The sequence below is a fragment of the Paraburkholderia phenoliruptrix genome, assembly GCF_902859825.1.
GTDB classification, from domain to species: domain Bacteria; phylum Pseudomonadota; class Gammaproteobacteria; order Burkholderiales; family Burkholderiaceae; genus Paraburkholderia; species Paraburkholderia phenoliruptrix.
On record NZ_CADIKB010000065.1, the window covers coordinates 1 to 19,688 of the forward strand.

The 19,688-nt window shown below is 66.6% G+C and carries 15 protein-coding genes; 8 read left to right on the plus strand and 7 right to left on the minus strand.

Annotation, left to right across the window (positions count from 1 at the left end):
- Positions 1-148: 148 nt before the first annotated feature.
- Positions 149-493: a hypothetical protein gene (locus tag HV711_RS31610; RefSeq protein WP_013590265.1), complete on the minus strand. Its 345-nt coding sequence runs from the start codon at positions 491-493 to the stop codon at positions 149-151.
- 151 nt (positions 494-644) lie between these two features.
- Here HV711_RS31610 and HV711_RS31615 point away from each other — a divergent pair, with 151 nt between their 5' ends.
- Positions 645-1,982, plus strand: coding sequence for a DNA topoisomerase IB (locus HV711_RS31615; protein WP_035479027.1), 1,338 nt, complete (start codon positions 645-647; stop codon positions 1,980-1,982).
- A 39-nt stretch (positions 1,983-2,021) separates the two neighbouring features.
- Here HV711_RS31615 and HV711_RS31620 read toward each other — a convergent pair whose 3' ends face one another.
- On the minus strand, positions 2,022-2,318 hold the full coding sequence (locus HV711_RS31620; RefSeq protein WP_035479030.1) for a hypothetical protein: 297 nt from the start codon (positions 2,316-2,318) through the stop codon (positions 2,022-2,024).
- Between the two features lie 279 nt (positions 2,319-2,597).
- Between HV711_RS31620 and HV711_RS31625 the strand changes: the two genes are divergently transcribed.
- The 4 genes from HV711_RS31625 (at position 2,598) to HV711_RS31640 (ending at position 5,843) form a co-directional block, all read left to right on the plus strand.
- Positions 2,598-3,113: a PRC-barrel domain-containing protein gene (locus HV711_RS31625; protein WP_028359851.1), complete on the plus strand. Its 516-nt coding sequence runs from the start codon at positions 2,598-2,600 to the stop codon at positions 3,111-3,113.
- Positions 3,114-3,289: 176 nt separating this feature from the next.
- Positions 3,290-3,748, plus strand: coding sequence for a DUF3175 domain-containing protein (locus tag HV711_RS31630; protein ID WP_035479032.1), 459 nt, complete (start codon positions 3,290-3,292; stop codon positions 3,746-3,748).
- A 155-nt stretch (positions 3,749-3,903) separates the two neighbouring features.
- Positions 3,904-5,223, plus strand: a complete 1,320-nt coding sequence (locus HV711_RS31635) for a cation:proton antiporter (protein WP_035479167.1) — start codon at positions 3,904-3,906, stop codon at positions 5,221-5,223.
- A 47-nt stretch (positions 5,224-5,270) separates the two neighbouring features.
- On the plus strand, positions 5,271-5,843 hold the full coding sequence (locus HV711_RS31640; protein WP_013590271.1) for an FUSC family protein: 573 nt from the start codon (positions 5,271-5,273) through the stop codon (positions 5,841-5,843).
- A gap of 56 nt (positions 5,844-5,899) precedes the next feature.
- Here the strand turns inward: HV711_RS31640 and HV711_RS31645 are convergent, their stop codons facing one another.
- A complete protein-coding gene (locus HV711_RS31645; RefSeq protein WP_035479035.1) occupies positions 5,900-6,877 on the minus strand; it encodes an AraC family transcriptional regulator in 978 nt (325 codons plus the stop codon).
- 117 nt (positions 6,878-6,994) lie between these two features.
- Here HV711_RS31645 and HV711_RS31650 point away from each other — a divergent pair, with 117 nt between their 5' ends.
- Positions 6,995-7,345, plus strand: coding sequence for a carboxymuconolactone decarboxylase family protein (locus HV711_RS31650; RefSeq protein ID WP_035479037.1), 351 nt, complete (start codon positions 6,995-6,997; stop codon positions 7,343-7,345).
- Between the two features lie 9 nt (positions 7,346-7,354).
- Here the strand turns inward: HV711_RS31650 and HV711_RS31655 are convergent, their stop codons facing one another.
- On the minus strand, positions 7,355-8,404 hold the full coding sequence (locus HV711_RS31655; RefSeq protein WP_035479040.1) for an aldo/keto reductase: 1,050 nt from the start codon (positions 8,402-8,404) through the stop codon (positions 7,355-7,357).
- A gap of 238 nt (positions 8,405-8,642) precedes the next feature.
- Between HV711_RS31655 and HV711_RS31660 the strand changes: the two genes are divergently transcribed.
- Positions 8,643-13,202: a DEAD/DEAH box helicase gene (locus HV711_RS31660; protein WP_035479043.1), complete on the plus strand. Its 4,560-nt coding sequence runs from the start codon at positions 8,643-8,645 to the stop codon at positions 13,200-13,202.
- 256 nt (positions 13,203-13,458) lie between these two features.
- On the plus strand, positions 13,459-15,462 hold the full coding sequence (gene pdeR, locus HV711_RS31665) for a cyclic di-GMP phosphodiesterase (protein WP_035479045.1): 2,004 nt from the start codon (positions 13,459-13,461) through the stop codon (positions 15,460-15,462).
- A gap of 45 nt (positions 15,463-15,507) precedes the next feature.
- Here the strand turns inward: pdeR and HV711_RS31670 are convergent, their stop codons facing one another.
- The 3 genes from HV711_RS31670 to HV711_RS31680 all read right to left on the minus strand — a co-directional run bounded on the left by HV711_RS31670 (position 15,508) and on the right by HV711_RS31680 (position 19,499).
- Positions 15,508-16,395: a crotonase/enoyl-CoA hydratase family protein gene (locus HV711_RS31670; protein ID WP_013590277.1), complete on the minus strand. Its 888-nt coding sequence runs from the start codon at positions 16,393-16,395 to the stop codon at positions 15,508-15,510.
- 402 nt (positions 16,396-16,797) lie between these two features.
- Positions 16,798-17,901, minus strand: a complete 1,104-nt coding sequence (locus HV711_RS31675) for a malate/lactate/ureidoglycolate dehydrogenase (RefSeq protein WP_014971861.1) — start codon at positions 17,899-17,901, stop codon at positions 16,798-16,800.
- Positions 17,902-18,035: 134 nt separating this feature from the next.
- Positions 18,036-19,499: a M20 family metallopeptidase gene (locus HV711_RS31680; RefSeq protein ID WP_014971862.1), complete on the minus strand. Its 1,464-nt coding sequence runs from the start codon at positions 19,497-19,499 to the stop codon at positions 18,036-18,038.
- Positions 19,500-19,688: the final 189 nt, after the last annotated feature.

Consider the following 19,688-nt stretch of genomic DNA (forward strand, 5'->3'; position numbering starts at 1 on the left):
GGGGCCGCAGCGGTAGTACTGACTGCAACAAGCCCGAATATACATCTGCAACCGTTCTGTCAAAGTTTAAGCACGCGGAGCTTGTGCAAACGGGAGGCGCTCATATACGTCTGTCATGCGTGTGTCACCCGTGCGTGACGCCGCCGCATCACAGGCCGCTCGGGTCCTCGTCGAGGCCCTCGGCATCGTTCGCGCCCGGCGGCGTCACGATGCGATCCGGCTCGATGTCGCGATCCGGGTCGAGCGTCGAATCGCCGTCGGCCGACGCACGCTCGCCGGTCCCCGCGCGATCGGTGTCGCTGCCGAGTTCCAGCTCACCCGTTTCGAGCGCGTGATTGTCGAGCTCGGTGTCCACGTCGAACTCATGCCGCTTTTCGCCGGCGACATCGCTGCCGCTATCGGACGAATCGCTCGGTCCCAACGTGCCCGTCGTGCCGGAGGTTTGCTTCACCACCTGTTGTGGCTCTTCATCGGGATTCAGCGTACTGCTCATGGCGTTCTCCTATATGTCGGGTTGATACGTATGACGTTCGTCGCAAGGACCGTTCCGCCCGCGGCATGCCGACCCCGCGGCCAGGCACCGGGCTTGCTCCGCCCCATCACTGGCGCCATGCGCTTCACGCTTGAAAGTTCTACCTGGAAAGATGGCTACAACGAAAAGCACCACTCAGAACGGCCCCGCATCGCCCGACGACAGCGCGAAGCAGGCCGCGCCCGCCGCGATGCCGCCCGGTTTGCGCCATGCCGACGACAGCAAGCCCGGCTACACGCGCAAGCGCGAGAAAGACGGCTTCGCCTATTTCGATGTCGAAGGCAAACGCATTGAAGACGAGGCGGAAATCCAGCGCATCAACTCGCTCGCGATTCCGCCCGCCTACGAAGACGTCTGGATCTGCGCTGACCCGCGCGGCCATATCCAGGCCACCGGCCGCGACACGCGCGGGCGCAAGCAGTACCGTTATCACCCGCGCTGGCGCGAAACGCGCGACGCCGACAAGTACGAACGCATGGCCGAATTCGGCCGCGCGTTGCCGCGGATTCGCGCTCGCGTGGCGCGCGACCTCGAATTGCCCGGCATGCCGTGCGACAAGGTGATCGCCGCCGTCGTGCGGCTGCTCGACACGACGCTCGTGCGCATCGGCAGTGTCGAGTACGCGCGCGAAAACCAGTCATACGGCCTGACGACGCTGCGCAAGAAACACGTGAAGGTGGAAGCCGGGCAGTTGCGCTTCAAGTTTCGCGGCAAGAGCGGCATCGAGCACGACGTCACTGTCGACGATGCCCGCGTGAAGCGCATCGTGCGGCGCTGCGCGGAACTGCCGGGGCACGACCTGTTCCAGTATCTCGACGACGACGGCACGCGCCGAACCGTCGGATCCGCCGACATCAACGACTATCTGCGCCGCGCGAGCGGCGCCGATTTCACCGCAAAGGACTACCGCACGTGGGCCGGCAGCGTCTATGCGCTCGCGACGCTGCGGCGCCTCGTGTGCGAAAGCGCCGCGGAGGCGCGCCGCCATATCGTCGCGACCGTCAAGGAAGTGGCGAGCCTGTTGCGCAATACGCCCGCCGTGTGCCGGCGCTGCTATATCCACCCCGCCGTCATCAGCGCGTTCGAAGCCGACGAATTGCAGAGCCTGCCCCCGGGGCAATCCAGACGCGGGCTCAAGGTCGACGAAGTGGCGTTTGCCGCACTGCTCGCGCATGCGGAAAAGCGCGCGGCGAAGCTTGCGCGTCAGGCGGGCGCAAAGGGCCGCAAGCTGCGGGAGGCGCAGGCTGCGGACAGCATCAACGGCTCGATTTCGACGCTGCTGCAGAAGTCGCGTGCCATTCGCAAGCAGGCGAACAAGGCAGCTGTGGAAGCCGCAGGCGAGAAAACCGGCCGCGGAGCCCGTGCGAAAGTCGCTGGAAAAACCCGCGCGCGGACAGTGCGGCGCGCCGCCGGCGCTACGCCGCGCGTGGAAAAGCCAGCGGTCAATTGACCGTTTTTACAGCGCTGCCGCAATAGTTCGGCCTGCGAATCAAGCTTCTTCCTCGAACGAGGCCATGACGAGCCATACGTCGCGCTCGCCGTCGCGGATTTCGGCGGCGAGCGCATACGGGTCGCCCGGCTCGCAAACGCTCGCGAGCGCTTCGTGCGCGATCTCGCCGTTCGCGAACACGTCTTCCGTCAACGGCCTCACTTCCTGTTTGCCCTCGAACATCCGCTGACCCCTGCGATACACGAGCGTCTGCGATTTCCAGTCGCGAAAGCATTCGAGCACGTGCGCGAAATCGCCGCCGCAGATGTTCGACTGATAGTGAATTCTGTTGCTCATGATGATCTCTCCCGCAGTGCGTCAAATCATGGTGCTCACCCTTGATTGAGCATTCGACATGCCGAGGACGTGCGCCGCGACACCCGCACGCGTGAGCAGCGGCGCAGGATTTTCAATCGCGCACGCATCATTTACGTAGGGGTCGACGCGTGGGTAGCCCACGGCGGACGAAGCCGCCGCCGGCTACCGCCATCGCGCCCCGCGAAGACTCGCCCGACCCGGCGAGGAACGCGCGTTGCTGCACCGTTCGTCACCCTTAACCTGCGAAGGAGGCAGATCATGATCATGCAAAGTCGGACGCAAGGCATGGAAGGCGCGCGCATCGTCGGTAAAGGCAGCGCCACGGCGGAAGGCCCCGGCCCGGACGTCATGGCGGCAGACACGCTCGACGACAACCGGGTCCTCAGCAGCGACGGCGAGGATATCGGCAAGATCAAGGACATCATGCTGGACGTGCGCTCCGGGCGCGTTGCCTACGCCGTGCTGTCGAGCGGCGGTTTTCTCGGCATCGGCGACAAACTGCTCGCCATTCCGTGGCAGGCGCTCACCCTCGACACCGAGCAGAAGTGCTTCGTGCTGAACATGACGGCCGAGCGCGTGAAAAACGCGCCGGGATTCGACAAGGACCATTGGCCGTCGATGGCCGACACGACCTGGGCCACCTCGGTCCATCAGTACTACGGCAGCGAGCCGTACTGGAGCCGCGACCGCTTCGAGATGCGCGACGACGCCAGCATTGGCGACATTCCGGCCGGATCGTCGGACGCGCCTGAAGCGGGCGGCGTCAAGCTCTAACCTTCGAGTCTGCGGCGAGGTCGTGAAGCGGTGCACGCTTCACGCCGCATGCCGGCGACTGCCGGCATGCCGTGCTCGCGGCGAGCGCTGCGGCGTCCGGCGCACGGACCTGCACGGACCCTCTCGCGAATCGCATGAGGCGAGCGCAGACAGAACCTGACAAGGAGGCCCGTTTCATGGCTGCCCGCAAAGCCACCGGCAAGGCGACCCGCAGCGGCGCCAGCAAAGCGGCGCGCCCGCAGGCGCGCGGCAAGGCGGGACGGCCGTCGCGCCAACGCCATGCTCAAGCGCATGCCGCGCAACGCAGGAAGGCGTCGCGCGCGAGCGTCGGCAAAAACAGCGGCAAAAGCAGCGGCAAGAGCGGGCGCAAGTGGTCCCATCACGTGATGGAAACGAGCGATGCGATGGATCTCCAGCCGGACATCTTCAAGACCGGCAATGCAGAAGAGATTGCGCAATCGCTGAAGCAGTCGTCGACCCGAAGCCGACGCCGCAAAGGCACACCGTTCCAATCGGCGATGTCGATGCTCAATTTCTACATTAACCGCGCGGGCCGCAACCTGCCGAAAACTCGCCGCGCCACGCTGGAGCAAGCCAAGCGCAAACTGCGCGAAGCGTTTGGACGCGCGCCCTGAAGCCGCCTTCGTCCGCATCCATTCGCCGTTGTCCGCGTTCGTACGCGCCCTGACGCATCGCATGCGCGCGCGTGCGTTCACGCGATGCGTCAGGGCCCGCGTCCATCTACCCGGCCCGCAATGCGCCGTTCGCGTGTCGCCTTAATCGGATGCCCATGCACGAAACTCTGTGGTTCCTCATTGTCGGCGCGGTGCTCGTTTTCATGGGCCTCGCCGCGACGACCCTGCGCCGGCTGCCCGTCAGCGCGGCGATGGTCTATCTCGCGATCGGTTACGCGCTCGGGCCGCCGGGCCTCGGCCTGCTGCACCTCGACATGAGCGCCGACGCGCACCTGCTGCGCACGCTCACCGAAATCGCGCTGCTGGTGTCGCTGTTCGCGATCGGACTGCGCCTGCGCGTGGGCGTGCTCGACAAGCTGTGGACCGTGCCGCTGCGCCTCGGCTTTCTCGCGATGCTCGCAACCGTGCCGCTTCTCGCTCTCTTCTGCGTGTACGTGCTGCATCTCGGCTGGGGGCCCGCCATTCTGCTCGCCGCGATCCTCGCGCCGACGGACCCGGTGCTCGCTCACGACGTCCAGGTGCATAACCCGGGGGACCACGATCTGCTGCGCTTCGCGCTCTCCGGCGAAGGCGGCCTGAACGACGGCATCGCGTTGCCTTTCGCGATGGTCGGCCTTGCCTTTTGCGCGATGCACGGGGCCAGCGCGGGCGACGTGCTCAACCTGAAGCTCGCCGGCGCCGCCGCGTGGGGCATGCTGGGGGCGATTGCCATCGGCGGTCTGCTCGGCTGGGCCACCACGCACGCGGTCGCCTGGCTGCGCATGCGCTATGCGCATGCACTCGGCCTCGAGGGCTTCTTCGCGCTCGGGCTGATCGGCCTGTCGTTCGGCGCGGCGCAACTCGCGCAGACCTACGGCTTTCTCGCGGTGTTCGCGGCGGGCGTGTCCATGCGCCGCGTCGAACATCGCGCGAGTGGCGGCAGCTCGCCGCGCGAGGCGATCGGCACGGTCGATTCCGCCGATGTCGAGGCGACCGCGTCCGATCCCGACAAGGCGCACGCGTTCATGACCGAATCGGTGCTCGGCTTTACGATCGAGCTTGAACGCATCGCCGAAGTCATCATTATGGCGATGGTCGGCAATGTGCTCGCCACGTTGAGCGCGCCGCTCTTCACCTGGCACGCGTTTGCGCTCATCGTGGCGCTGTTCTTTTTCGTGCGGCCTGCTTCGGTGGAGTTGTCGCTGCTGGGCTCGGCCGCTTCGCCGACGCAACGGCGCCTGATGAGCTGGTTCGGCATTCGCGGCGTGGGCTCGTTCTACTACCTCGCGTATGCGCTCGAACACGGGCCCGCCGCCGACATTCAACCGTTGATGCCGCTCGCGCTCGCGGTGGTGACGGCTTCCGTGGTGATCCACGGCGTCTCGGCAACGCCGCTGATGAACCGCTACCGCCGGCTGCGTCGTCGGGAAAGCTAGAATACGGACGCCTTCGCAGCTTCCGCCTGCCTTCCACTGTCCCCCCGATGACGCCCTCCGACCCTCCAGCCCGAACCCGACGCGCGAGCGCCGGCGAGTCGCTGTTCGCCTTTTTGAAATCGCTGCCGTTCGCCGAGCGCCTCGCCGAAGGGGGGCTGATGGCGTTCCAGGCGGTGGCGGGCGCGAGCCTCGCGTTTGGCATCGGCGAGGCGCTGCATACGGAGCAGGCGTTCTGGGCCGCGATTACCGCCATCGCAGTCAGCCAGCACAGCTATATCGACACGCGCAAGCTGTCGCGCGACCAGTTCATCGGCGCGATGGTCGGCGGTCTGTGCGGGCTCGCGGGCGCGACGCTCGGCCACGGGTATTTCGCGGCTTACGGCGCGACGGTGGCGGCGGCCATCGTGATCTGCTGGCTCGTCAACGTGGGCAGCGCCGCGAGACTCGGCGGCATTACCGCGACCATCATGCTGCTGGTGCCGGGCATCGGGCCCGCGTGGGACAAAGCGTTGCTGCGCCTCGGCGAAGTCACGCTCGGCACGGTGTGCGCCCTGCTGATCGCGTGGCTCATGTCGGTGGTGGAGAAGCGTTGGTTGGGCGCGCGAGGGGATGGGCGGTGAGCGGCGCATAGCTGGACGCCGAGAGCGGCGCCGTGCGCCGAGCGGCCGCCGCTGCGTTATTGAGCGTGCGCGTCGGCCAGCTCGCCGTCGTGCGGCAGCCGCCGGTAGCGCCCCGGCGTCACGCCGACGTTTTGCTGGAACGCCTTGCCGAACGCCGCTTCGGATTGATAGCCCACCGCCTCGCCGATTTCCGCCGCGCTGCGCTGGGTCCGGCGCAGCAGATCACAAGCGATCGTCATGCGAATCTGCGTGAGGAAATCCATCACCGTCATGCCGGCGCGTTCGTTGAAACGCCGCGCGTACGTGGCGCGCGACATCGCGGCCAGCTCGCCGAGTTCGGCGATGGTCCACGCCCGTTCCGGCGCGCCGAGCATGCCCTGCACCGACGACGCCAGACGCGGGTCCGCGAGCAACGCCAGCATGCCGGGCGCCGCCCCGGCCGCCTCGCCGTGCACGCGTAGCGCCATCGCGAAGAGCGCATGGCTCAATGCGGTGACGATGGCGAGCGCGCCGGGCCGGCGTTGACCGGCTTCGTCGCGCATGAGCCCGATGAGCGCCTGCAAGGAGCCGAGCGCATGCGTGCCGCCGAGCGGCACATGGAACGGATCGGGCAGCGCGTTCAGCAACAAGGCCGACGAACCCGGCGTGTAGACGAAGCGGCCGCACAGCAGGTCGAGGTCGGCTTCGGTCGTCGTGCTGCTCGCGAGTTCGCCGCTCACGCCTGGCTGGTTATGTTTGATGGGCAGCAGCCCGTCGTGAGTGATCGCGAGCGGCGCGGCGGCCGCGCGGCGCTGCGTATCTCTCACGCGATGCGCCGCGCCGCGTGGAAACATCATGAAATCGCCGGTCTGGAGCGGCACCTGGGCGCCGTCCGCCGTCTCCACGACACATTGCCCGCCGAGCACCAGATGAAACGGTGCGATGCCCGGCTCCATCGGCGCATGGTCGACGTCGAATGCGCCGGCGAGCACGCAGCGCAGATCGAGGCTGGCCTGCGGCCGGGCGAGGTCGAGCAATCGGCTGAGCGTGTCCATGAGACGTTCGCGCTAAAAGTTGAGCTCACCGAGTATTCAGGAGATCGCCGCACGGCGCAATACTGTGTGCCACGACGCCGGCAACCGCCGGCGCGCAACAGACGAAGGAGCAGTGCCATGCTGAACTGGATCGAATACCGGAAGGAACTGTTTGGGCGCATCGGCGAAATCGGCAAGCTGTCGCCGGACACGGTGAAGGGTTATCAGGCGCTGTCGGGCGCGGGCCAGAAAAACGATCTGCTGGGCGCGAAGACGCGCGAACTGATCGCGCTCGGGGTAGCGGTCAGTTTGCGCTGCGACGGCTGTATCACCGTGCACACGGCTGAAGCGCTGAAGCACGGCGCCACCCGCGAGGAAATCGCGGAAGCGCTCGGCGTGGCGGTCGCGATCAATGCCGGCGCGGCGATGGTTTACTCGGCGCGGACAATGGATGCGGTGGCGGCGCATTCAGCGGGGGTGGCGGGTTAAGCCTTCCCCTCACCCGACCCGCCGCGCCTCCTCCAGCTGCTTGCGGCGCGCCTCGCCCTGGCGCGCCAGCATCCAGCCCGGATACTCCGGAGGCAAGGCGCCGACTCCATCGAGCTTCGCAAGCTCCTCGGCGGTGAGCGCGACCCCCGTGGCCGCGATGTTGTCGTCCAGTTGCTCGACCTTCTTTGCGCCGACGATCACCGAGCTCACCACCCGCTGATGCAGCAGCCAGGCGAGCGCGATCTGCGCGACCGACGCGCCTTTGGCCTCGGCGATCTCGCGCATCGCGTCGATACAGCCGTACGCGCGTTCCCGGTCGACCGGCGGGAAGTCGAACGTCGTGCGCCGGCTGCCCGCCTCGCCCTGCTGCTCGCGTCCGTACTTGCCGCTCAACAGCCCGCCCGCGAGCGGACTCCACACCATCAGCCCGAGCCCTTCGCTTTGCAGCATCGGCACGAGTTCGCGCTCCAGGTCGCGGCCCGCGACCGTGTAATAAGCCTGCAGCGTCTCGAAACGCGCGAGCCCCAGTCGCTCGGCAATGCCGAGCGCCTTCACGATCTGCCACGCCGCCCAGTTCGAGACGCCGACATAACGCACGTGGCCGTGCTGCACGAGCGTATCGAGCGCGCGCACGGTTTCCTCGATCGGCGTGGCCGGGTCGAAACCGTGAATCTGATACAGGTCCACATGGTCGAGCTGCAGGCGCTTCAGGCTCGCCTTTATTCCGTCGATGATGTGATACCGAGACGCGCCGCGCGCATTCGCAAACTCGCCGGTCGGACCGAACACCTTGGTGGCGACCACCACCTTGTCGCGCGGCACCTTCAGGTTTTTCAGCGCCTGGCCGGTGATCTGCTCGGAAAGGCCCTCGGCGTAGACGTCGGCGGTATCGATGAAATTGATGCCCGCGTCGAGCGCCCGGCCGACGAGCCGCTCGGCGTCCGCCTGCTGCAAGTCGCCTATCTGCTTCCACATGCCTTCGCCGCCGCCGAAGGTCATCGTGCCCAGACACAGCTCTGAAACAAAAATCCCGGTACGCCCAAGCTGGTTGTATCGCATTGTCGAAACTCCATCGTGGATGAGTGGACAGGTGAGCCGTAAAGAGTACTGCAATCTGCCGGCTTCAGCAGCCGAGCGGCCCGCGCGCCGAAAAGCGCACGCGGCGCGGCGGCGCCTCCCCGGCGTTTGGCAGACCCCGCGAAAACCTGCGAGACTGACTTCCGATCCTGCGGCCCTCACGCAAACACGGACCCGGTGTGGTCTGGATATCGGGCCTCGCGCCCCCATCTGATCGCGTATGAATTCAGCCACCAACACGACGACCACGACGGCCGCGACGGCCGCCACCGCCGACCCGCCGCGCGAGCTCGCGGCCGCGCCCTCCCCTGATCGCAGCCCAGCGCATGACGCCCTGGCCGGCTTTCATCCCGCCGTGGCCGGCTGGTTCCTGAAGACTTTCCCCGCGCCGACCGACGCACAGGCCGCCGCGTGGCCGCCCATCCGCCAAGGCCGCTCCACGCTCGTCGCCGCGCCGACGGGTTCCGGCAAAACGCTCACCGCGTTCCTGTCCGCCCTCGACGATCTGGTCCAGCAAGGCCTCGCGGGCAATGGCGCGCTGCCTGACGAAACGCTCGTGGTCTACGTGTCGCCGCTCAAGGCGCTCTCCAACGACATTCGTCTCAATCTGCAGATGCCGCTGCAAGGCATCGCCGCGGAACACCACGCGCGCGGGCTGCCGCCGCTCGACATCCGCACCGCCGTGCGCACCGGCGACACGACGCAGCAGGAGCGCAACGCGCTCAAAAAGCGCGCGCCGCACATTCTCGTCACCACGCCAGAATCGCTCTATGTGCTGCTCGGCTCGGATTCGGGCCGCCGCATGCTGTCGACGGTGCGCACGGTGATCGTCGACGAAATTCATGCGCTGGCCGGCAGCAAGCGCGGCAGCCATCTCGCGCTTAGCCTCGAACGGCTCGATGCGCTGTGCGGACGGCGTCTGCCGCGCATCGGCCTCTCCGCGACGCAAAAGCCGGTGAGCGCGGTTGCACGATTTCTCGTAGGAGGCGCGAGTCTCGACAGCGAGATGCCGGCCGATTGCGCGATCGTCGATGTCGGCCATATCCGCGAGCGCGATCTGGCGCTGGAGATTCCGCCCGTGCCGCTCGAAGCCGTCATGCCGAACGAGGTGTGGGAGCGGGTCTACGACCGCCTCGCGGAACTCGTCGCGCTGCATCGTACGACGCTGATCTTCGTCAACACGCGCCGCATGGCCGAGCGCGCGGCGCGTCACCTCACCGAGCGGCTCGGCAAGGACGCCGTCGCCGCGCACCACGGCAGCCTCGCCAAAGAGCATCGTTTCGACGCCGAACAGCGGCTCAAGCGCGGCGACTTGCGCGTGCTGATCGCCACGGCTTCGCTGGAACTCGGCATCGATATCGGCGACGTCGACCTGGTCTGTCAAATGGGTTCGCCGCGCGCGATTGCGCCGTTCCTGCAACGCGTGGGGCGCTCGGGCCATCATGTGGGCGGCATGCCGAAAGGACGGCTCTTCCCGACTTCGCGCGACGACCTGATCGAATGCGCGGCGTTGCTGGATTGCGTGCGGCGCGGCGAGCTCGACGCGCTGCGCATTCCGCGCGCGCCGCTCGACGTGCTTGCGCAGCAGATCGTCGCGGAGGTCGCGAGCGCCGAATGGAGCGAAGACGCCCTGTTCGAACTGATGCGGCGCGCCGCGCCCTATGCGGACCTCACGCGCGAGCAGTACGACGCGGTGCTGCGCATGCTCGCCGAAGGCTACACGAGCCGCCATGGGCCGCGCGCCGCCTATATTCACCGCGACGTGGTGAGCGGCACCGTGCGCGGCCGGCGCGGCGGCAAACTCGTCGCGGTCACGTCGGGCGGCACGATTCCCGAAAACGCGGACTATGCGGTCGTGCTGGAGCCGCAGGCGATCCATATCGGCACGGTCAATGAAGACTTCGCGGTCGAAAGCCTCGCGGGCGACGTGTTCCAGCTCGGCAACGCGTCGTACCGGATTCTGCGGATCGAAAGCGGCCGGGTGCGCGTCGAGGATGCGCAAGGCCAGCCGCCCAACATCCCGTTCTGGCTCGGCGAGGCGCCGGGCCGCAGCGATGAGCTGTCGTTCGGCGTCGCGCGGCTGCGCGAGCAGATCGGGCGCCTGCTGGCAGCGGAACCCGCCGACGCACGCCACGCCGTGGCCGCCACCGCCAAAGCGGCCGGCGAATCCGCCGACGCGTCCAACCCCATGCCCGCGCGTCTCGAACGCGCGATCGACTGGCTCGTCGCCGAACTCCGCCTGGATGAAGCCGCCGCGCGCCAGATCGTCGACTACCTTGCCCGAGCCCGCGCCGCGCTAGGCGTCTTGCCGACGCAGGACACGCTCGTGATGGAGCGTTTCTTCGACGAATCCGGCGGCACGCAGCTCGTGATTCACGCGCCGTTCGGCAGCCGCGTGAACCGCGCGTGGGGCCTTGCGCTGCGCAAACGCTTTTGCCGCCAGTTCAACTTCGAACTGCAAGCCGCGGCGACCGAGGACGCGATCGTGCTGTCGCTGACCGGCAGCCACTCGTTCGTGCTCGACGAAGTGTGGCGCTATCTGCATTCGAACAGCGCCGAGCATCTGCTGATTCAGGCGCTGCTCGACGCGCCGCTTTTCGGCGTGCGCTGGCGCTGGAACGCGACCACCGCGCTCGGCCTGCCGCGCTACACCGGCGGACGCAAAACCGCGCCGCAATTGCAGCGCATGCGCAGCGAAGACCTGCTGACGAGCGTCTTCCCCGAGCAGGCCGCGTGTCTGGAGAACGTGGTGGGCGAGCGCGAACTGCCGCGTCATCCGCTCGTCGACCAGACCGTCGACGACTGCCTGCACGACGCGATGGACAGCGAGCGCTGGATCGCGTTGCTACAGCGCATAGAAAGCGGCGACGTGCGGCTCGTCGCGCGCGATCTGCCGGCGCCCTCGCCGCTCGCCGCCGAAATCCTCAATGCGAAGCCCTACGCGTATCTCGACGACGCGCCGATCGAGGAACGCCGCACGCAGGCCGTGCTGAATCGCCGCTGGACCGATCCGTCGAGCGCCGACGACCTGGGCGCCCTTGACGCCGACGCCATTGCAAGCGTGCGCGAAGAGGCGTGGCCGCAAGCACAGAGCGTCGATGAAATGCACGAGGCGCTCACGGGCCTCGCGTGCATCACCGAAGCCGAGGCGCGCGGCAACGAAGGCTGGCCGGAATGGCTCGCAGCGCTCGCGCAAGCGGGGCGCGCGACACGTCTGCCCATCGCCGCCGACGCCGCCCTGTGGCTGCCCGCCGAACGGCTGACCTGTTTCGCCGCACTTTATCCCGACACGAACGGCCCGCGCTTCGCGCCCCCGCTTAGCGCACCGAAGGGTTTCACCGACGCGTGGAGCGCCGATGACGCCCTGCTCGACGTGCTGCGCGCGCGGCTCACCGGTTTCGGCCCGCTGCCCGCGAGCGCGATTGCAGACGCGCTGCGGCTGCCCGAGACCTCGGTCGAACAGGCGCTCGGACGCCTCGAAGCCGAAGGCTATGTGATGCGCGGCCGCTTCACCCGCCAGGCGGCCACCGACGAATGGTGCGAGCGGCACCTGCTCGCGCGCATTCACCGCTATACCGTCAAGCGTTTGCGCCGCGAGATCGAGCCGGTGGAGCGGCACGATTTCATGCGCTTTCTGTTCGAATGGCAGCATCTGACGCCGGATACGCGCAGCGAGGGCCGCGACGCGCTGGCGGCCGTGCTGGATCAGCTGGAAGGCTTCGAGGCCGCCGCCGGCGCCTGGGAGGAAGACATCCTGCCCGCGCGCGTGAGGGCGTACGCCAATACTTCGCTCGACGAACTATGTCGCGCGGGCAAGATCGTCTGGACGCGGCTCACCGAGCGTTCACGGAGCGCCGCCGGCCCGGTGCGCAGCACGCCTATCGTGCTGCTGCCGCGCGCGCAGGTGCGCGCCTGGAGCGCGCTGATCGATCCGGCGCGCCAACCGGAACTGTCGGCGCGGGCGCAAGCGGTTCACGACCTGCTCTCAGCACACGGCGCGATGTTCTTCGACGAACTGCTGCACGAGCTTCGCGTCTTGCGTATCGAGCTGGAAAGCGCACTCGGCGAGCTGGTGGCGGCCGGTCTCGTCAATTCGGACAGTTTCGCGGGTCTGCGCGCGCTGCTGAAACCGGCCGCGAAACGCAATGCGTATGCAGGCAGCCGGCGCGCGCGCTCGACGGCTTTGATCGGAGGAATGGATGACGCGGGACGCTGGGCGCTCGTCAACCGGCGCACTTCGCTGGCCGCCGGCGCGTCGGCTGTCGATGCCAAAGCGGACGCCCCGCCGCAATCATCGCTACAACGGCGTTCATTGCCGCCGGAAATTCTCGAACATGTTGCGATGACGTTGCTGCGGCGCTACGGCGTCGTTTTCTGGCGTCTTCTCGCGCGCGAAGCCGACTGGCTGCCGCCGTGGCGCGACCTGCTGCGCGTGTATCAGCGGCTGGAGGCGCGCGGCGTGATCCGCGGCGGACGTTTCGTCAATGGACTCGCCGGCGAGCAATTCGCGTTGCCGGAAGCGATTCCGTTGCTGCGCGAAGTACGCAGGCATGCGAACGATGGTGCTTTTGTCTGCGTGGGCGGCACCGATCCGTTGAATCTCGCGGGCACGCTGCTGGTCGGCGAACGCGTGCCGGCTGTGGCAGGCAACCGCATTCTGTTTCGCGACGGCATTGTGGTAGCCACGCTCGTGGCAGGCGCTTTCTGGTTCGAGGCGTCGGTGGAGGCGAACCCCGCTGAACGCGAGCAGGCGCGCAGCTGGCTCACGCGGCGGTTCTAAACGTCGGTTCCAGGCGCCGGTTCGAAGCGCCGCTTCCGGCGCCCCGCCCCATGCGTCGCGCGTAAAAATCCCCGCCCCGGATTTTTTCGGAGCGCCGCTTTTACCGATTCACACGCGCGACAGACGAACTCGCGCGATACATGTTTTATGGCCCGAATTCCAGTGGCTTCGCTACAATGGGCTCGTCTTTAAGTATGATGAAGATGTCTGCCGCTATCCGCCATCAGGCCGAAACGGCACACCGCCCGGGGATCCCATGAATGACGACCAACACGAGCAGGTGCTTTATGCGCAATTCGGCACAAGCAGCCCTTGCTGGCGTCTGTCGAGCGACAGCAACGCGCTCGAGCTGACGCCAGTCACCGGCGACGTGCCGGCCAACGTGGCCATTCCGCTGAATCCCCAGCAGGCTGCGCAAATCCGCTGCCTCACGGGCATTACTTCTCATGTGGTTCTCGACGTGCGCCTGTTCGGCGAGCCGCTGCGCCTGCACCTCGTCGGCAGAAAAATCAACAGCAGCAACTGGGCAGGCACCGCCTCTGCTTATGACGACACCGAATCGGTCGCGCGCGATCTGATGCATGGCCTGTCGTTCGCCGAGCAGGTCGTGTCGGAAGTCAATTCGGTTGTCGTGATCGTCGACCGGCACGGGCGCATCCAGCGCTTTAACCGCCTTGCCGAAGAACTGACGGGCGTGAAGGAAGAGAACATTATCGGGCGCAATGTGTGGGCGCTTTTCATGTCCTCGGAAGACGGCGCCGCGTCGAGTCAGAACATTGCAGGCTTCTTCAATCGCGGCGTGTCGTATGAGGTCGAGCGGCGCGTGAAAACGCTCAACGGCGAGCGGCTCTTCCTGTTTCGCAACAAGTTCGTGCAAAGCGGCAGCGGCATCGACGAACAGTATCTGATCTGCTCCGGCACCGACATCACCGAGGAACGCCTCGCGCAGGAGCGGCTCACGCAGCTCGCGAACACGGATTCGCTCACCGGGCTCGCCAATCGCAACGCGATCCAGGACAAGATCCGCACCGCCATCGAAGAGGCTGGGCCCGGCGAATCGGTGGGCGTGCTGTTTCTCGATCTCGACAACTTCAAGAAGGTCAACGATCACTACGGCCATGTATTCGGCGACCGCCTGATCCGCGATGTATCGGCGGCCATCGGCACCTGTCTGAACGAAGGCGACACGCTCGCGCGCCTTGGCGGCGACGAGTTCATCGTGCTCGCGGCAAAAGGCACCGCGCACGAACTCGAAGCGACCGCGCAGCGCATCCTCGAGCGCATGCGCACGCCATTCAGCCTCGGTCTCGTCGAAGTCTATACGGGCTGCTCGATCGGCATCGCGCGCTATCCGGAACACGGCGACAACCTGGAGTCGCTGATCCGCTCGGCCGACACCGCAATGTACGTGGCCAAAGACGAAGGCAAGCGCACGCACCGTGTGTTTTCGCCGGAGATGAACCGCAAGGTCGCCGAATACATGTGGCTCGACACGAACCTGCGGCGCGGGCTCGAAGAAGGCCAACTGACGTTGCACTACCAGCCGAAGCTGGTCCTCTCAACCGGTGTCGTGCAGGGCGTGGAAGCGCTCGTGCGCTGGAATTCGCCGGAACGCGGCCAAATCATGCCGGCCGAGTTCATTCGTTATGCAGAGGAATCGGGGCTGATCGGCGTGCTCGGCCGCTGGGTGATGCAAACGGCCGCCAAACAGGCCGCGAAGTGGAAAGCGGACGGCCACAACCTGCGGGTTGCCATCAACGTGTCGGCGCGACAACTGGTGGACACGGCCGCGGTCCGGCATTTCACCGAGGCGCTCGCGGAAGCGCATCTGGACCCCTGCCTTGTCGACGTCGAGCTCACCGAGAGCTGTCTGATCGAAGACGAAGCCGCAGCTATCGACCTCATCAAGTCGTTCCGGCAGCTCGGCGCTCAGGTGCATCTGGACGACTTCGGCACCGGCTATTCGTCGCTGTCGCAACTGGGGCGTATTCCGCTCGACGTGATCAAGCTCGACCGCAGCTTCGTGCGCTCGATCAACGCCGATACCAAGGCGCAAGCGCTCGTGCGCTCGATGGTGGTGGTCGCGCAGGAGCTCGGTTTCAAGGTTGTTGCCGAAGGAATCGAGACCGAGTCGGAAGAGGCATTCATGAAGGGCCTGGGCGTCGAATACGTGCAGGGCTACCTGTACGCGCAGCCCATGCCCGCCGCGGAGTTCGAGCGCTGGTTGAAAGACCGGCAAAAGCTCAGGCTCATCGCCTGAGCCTCCGAGCCGCGGCGCGCCCCCTCGCGCCGCGCCGGGATTGAGTCAGCCGAAGTTGGCCGCGCTCGCCGCCGTCTGCCGCAGATTGGACGTACGGCGGTTTTGCAGCATCACGAGCCGCTCCATGAACGCAAGGTCCTTCTCTTCGATCATGAACGCGGCGTCGACCCAATCCTCGGTGATTTCCATCAGCTCGGCGCGCGACAGTTGCAGCACGCGCTGGCGCGCCCGCAGCATCGCGCGAATGCCGTTCATTTTCGGCTTGAGCGTGTCGATGAACGTGCGGGTCGCCATATAGGCGTCGCCCGGCTCGAACAACTGATCGACGAGGCCCTTGTCGCGGTGCCACTCCGCGGTATGCGGCTCGCCCCCGCCGATCAGTTCCTCGGCGAGCCGCATGCCGGCTTTGCGCGCGACGAGCGAATAGCCGCCCATGCCCGGAAACAGATTGAACGCGATCTCGGGAAAGCCCATGCGCGCGTCGGACTGCGCCAGTAGAAAATGATGCGCAAGCGCCGCCTCGAAGCCTCCGCCGAGCGCCGTGCCCTCCACCATCGCAATCGAGATCGCGCCGGTGTCGAAACCGCGCGCCGCCGCGTGCACGCAATCCACGCAAGCGCGTGCGTAGGCCATCAGCGCCTGGCGCTTGCCCGAGCGGATCGCCTCGGCGAAGAAGTCGAGGTCGCCGCCCACGTTATAGATGTTCGGGATCAGCGAACCGGTGACCCAGAAGTCGATCGGCAAACCCGATTCGCGCGCCGCCTGGGCGAGGCCGAGAATGTCGTGGACCAGATCGAGATTGAAGCAGGGACGCGGCTGCGCGCGCAGCATCATCCACATGACATTGCGCCCTTCTTCGTAGTAAGCGGAGATTTGCGACAGATTGCCGGCTTCGAGGAACGGGCGGCAGGCGTGGTGGTTTTGTAGATTCATTTGAACGGTCCTTTAAGGTTAAACACTGATAGTGCAATGCGAGCCTAAAACAGACCGGAATCCGATGGGAGCGGGATAACTAACAGATCAATGCAAGGAAATGTCAAAGCCTTGTCGAGCGGACGTCGCGGCGATGCTTTCCGTCGCGAACGCGTGCGCTGCCGCGCAAACGCTTGCGCGCCGGAGTTGCGCGAGGTAGGGGGACATTGCGCGCAGCGGGCGAAAAGTCCGGCCGCGCCCAAGAGGCGCAATACGCCTTGCGAATTGGAAAGAAAAAGGCCATTACGCCCGATTAGACGAGCCAGTCGAAATTGCTGCTTGCGAATAAGCCGTTATTCGTGGGCGAACAGACAGAATATCTATTGCGCATGAATGGCAAACCGGCTCATGCGGACGGGCAGGCTATTGGAGCGATGCCGACCAGCGCGCGATCTCATCCGCGCTCATGCCGACGGCGAGCGCCGCCGCACAGATCTGCGTCCACGTGGCGGGATCGACGGGAATGCCATGGGCTTCGCGCTCGGTGCGCGTGACGCGCTCCGGCTCGCCCGGTTCATAGATGCGCTCAGCGCCCACCGCGAGCGGCGAGGCCTTCACCCATGCGATGAAGGCGTCGGCTTGCTCCTCGGCATTCGGGGCGTCGAATGCAGCTGGGTCGATGATGACCGACAGCATGCAGTTGATGATCGCGTTCGTCGTGCCAAGCGTGTCCGCATGCGTGGTGAAGCCGCCCGCGAGCGCGCCGCTGAAAATCTCGCACATGGCCGCGAGCCCGAAGCCCTTGTGGCCGCCGAACGGCGTCAGCGAACCGAACGGCGGCTCGTGCATCACCTTCGGATCGACGGTCGGCACGCCCTCATGGTCGATCAGCGCGCCCGCGGGCACCGCTTTGCCCTGGTTGTACGCCACGCGCGTCTTGCCGTACGCCACGGTGCTCGTTGCGAAGTCCAGCACGAGCGGCGGTTTGCCCGGCCGCGGGTAGGCCGCGCAAAACGGATTCGTGCCGATGCGGCGGTCCGCCCCGCCGAACGGCGCGACGAGCGGATCGCCGGCCACATTGACGAAGTGAAACGACACAAGGCCGGCCCGCGCGCATTGTTCCGCCCAATGACCGATGCGGCCGATGTGATGCGCGCCGCGCAAGCCCACCGCGCACAGGCCGAGCCGCTGCGCCCGCGCGATGCCCGCGTCCATCGCCTCGAAGGCGACGACCTGGCCGAAGCCCTTGTGGCCTTCCACGGTCAGTACGGCGCCCGCGTCCTTCACGACCTCGGCGTGCAGGTTCAGACGCAGTTGCCCATCGGCAAGCGAAGCCGCATAGCGCGGAATCATGCCGACGCCGTGCGAATCGTGCCCGGTCAGGTTCGCCGCCACCAGATGATCGGCGACGAGTTCGGCCTCGCGCGGCGTGCTGCCCGCGCACTCCCAGATCGCCCTCACATAGGCATGAAGTTGCCCGGCCGCGATGCGGGGCGTGCTGGACGGCGCGAGGTCGTTATCGGTCATGCAAAGTCGGGCACGAGTTAAGGGCACGGGGAATCCGTGAGGACGACCTTAAGGGCAGCACCTTCACGGCAACACCTTATCGGCAGCACTTCAACGGTGCCCGCCTCGAAAGCAGCACCTTGAACGCCGCACATTCACGGCGCCGCAGCGATCACCTGGGCGACCGCTGCCGTCAGCTTCTTGCCGTACGGCACGTGCAGGAACTCATTGGGCCCGTGCGCATTCGACTTCGGCCCCAGCACGCCGCACACCATGAACTGCGACTTCGGGAAACCCGCCTTCAGCACGTTCATCAGCGGGATCGTGCCGCCCTGCCCGATGTAGGCGACGTCGGCGCCGTAATGCGCGCGCGACGCGTCGTTGAGCGCAGTGGCAAGCCACGGCGCGAGTTCCGGCGCGCTCCAGCCGCTCGCCGCGCCGGCGTCCGGCTTGAAGGTCACCTTCGCGTTGTATGGCGGATCGAATTCAAGCAGCGCCTTCAGTTCCGCGACGGCCTTGTCCGCCTCGATGAGCGGCGGCAGACGCAGCGACAGCTTGAACGCCGTGCGCGGGCGCAGCACGTTGCCGGCATCTGCGAGCGCGGGCAAGCCCGCCGCGCCCGTCACCGAGAGCGACGGACGCCATGTCGAATTGAGCAAGGCCTCTTTCGGATCGGTCGTGGTGGGCAGCACCTGACGGCCGTCCTGACCGCAAGCCCACGGCAGCTTTTTCCACACGTCGTCGCCGAGAATGTGCGCCGTGGCCTCTGCTTCCCGCAGACGCTCGGCCGGAATCGGGCAGTGAAAGCCCTTCGGCAGCAGCGTGCCGTTGGCGGCGTCTTCGAGCCGGTCGAACAGTTGCCGCATGATGCGAAAGCTCGACGGCGCAATGCCGCCGTAGCCGCCCGAATGAATGCCTTCGTCGAGCACCTGCACTTCCAGATCGCCGGCGACGAGTCCGCGCAGCGACGTGGTGAGCCACAGTTGATCGTAATTGCCCGCGCCCGAGTCGAGGCAGACGACGAGGCCGACATTGCCGAGCCGTTCGCGCAGCGCGTCGACATAGGGCAGCAGATCGTAGCTGCCCGACTCCTCGCAGGTTTCGATCAGGCCGACGCAGCGCGGCCGTTCGACGCCCTGGGCGTCCAGCGCGGCAAGCGCGGTGATGCTGGCGTAGATTGCGTAGCCGTCGTCGGCGCCGCCGCGGCCATACAGCTTGTCGTTCTCCAGCTTCGGCGTCCACGGGCCGAGGTCGCTGCGCCAACCGTCGAATTCAGGCTGCTTGTCGAGGTGGCCGTACAGCACGATGGTTTCGTCGCTGCCCGAGCGCGTGGCCGGCGTCTCGAAGAAAATTACCGGCGTGCGGCCCGGCAGGCGCACGATCTCGAGCTTCAGGCCGCGCACGGGCTGCTGCTCGACCCATTGCGCAGCGTCGGTAATCACGCGTTCCAGGTAGCCGTGCTTTACCCATTCGGGATCGAACGCGGGGCTTTTGGCGGGCACCGCGATGTAGTCCGTCAGCGCAGGCACGATCTCGTCGTTCCATTTGCGGTCCACGAACTCGCGGAGCGTGTCGGGGTTGAGGCGCTGCGCCTCTCGGGTCGTATCGTCGGAGATCATGATGGCAGTCCGTAACGGTTCCGTTCACTCGAAACGAACATGATAGACCCGATGCCGCGTGCACTGAAGTGCCCGGTGGCGAGCGGCGTGCCTGCGGGCAGAGGGTCATGCGGCGGGGCGCCCCTTGCCGCGCCCTCTGCAACGCCCTCTGCAGCGCGGCGGCGGCGCGGCGGCGGCGCGGCGGCGCGG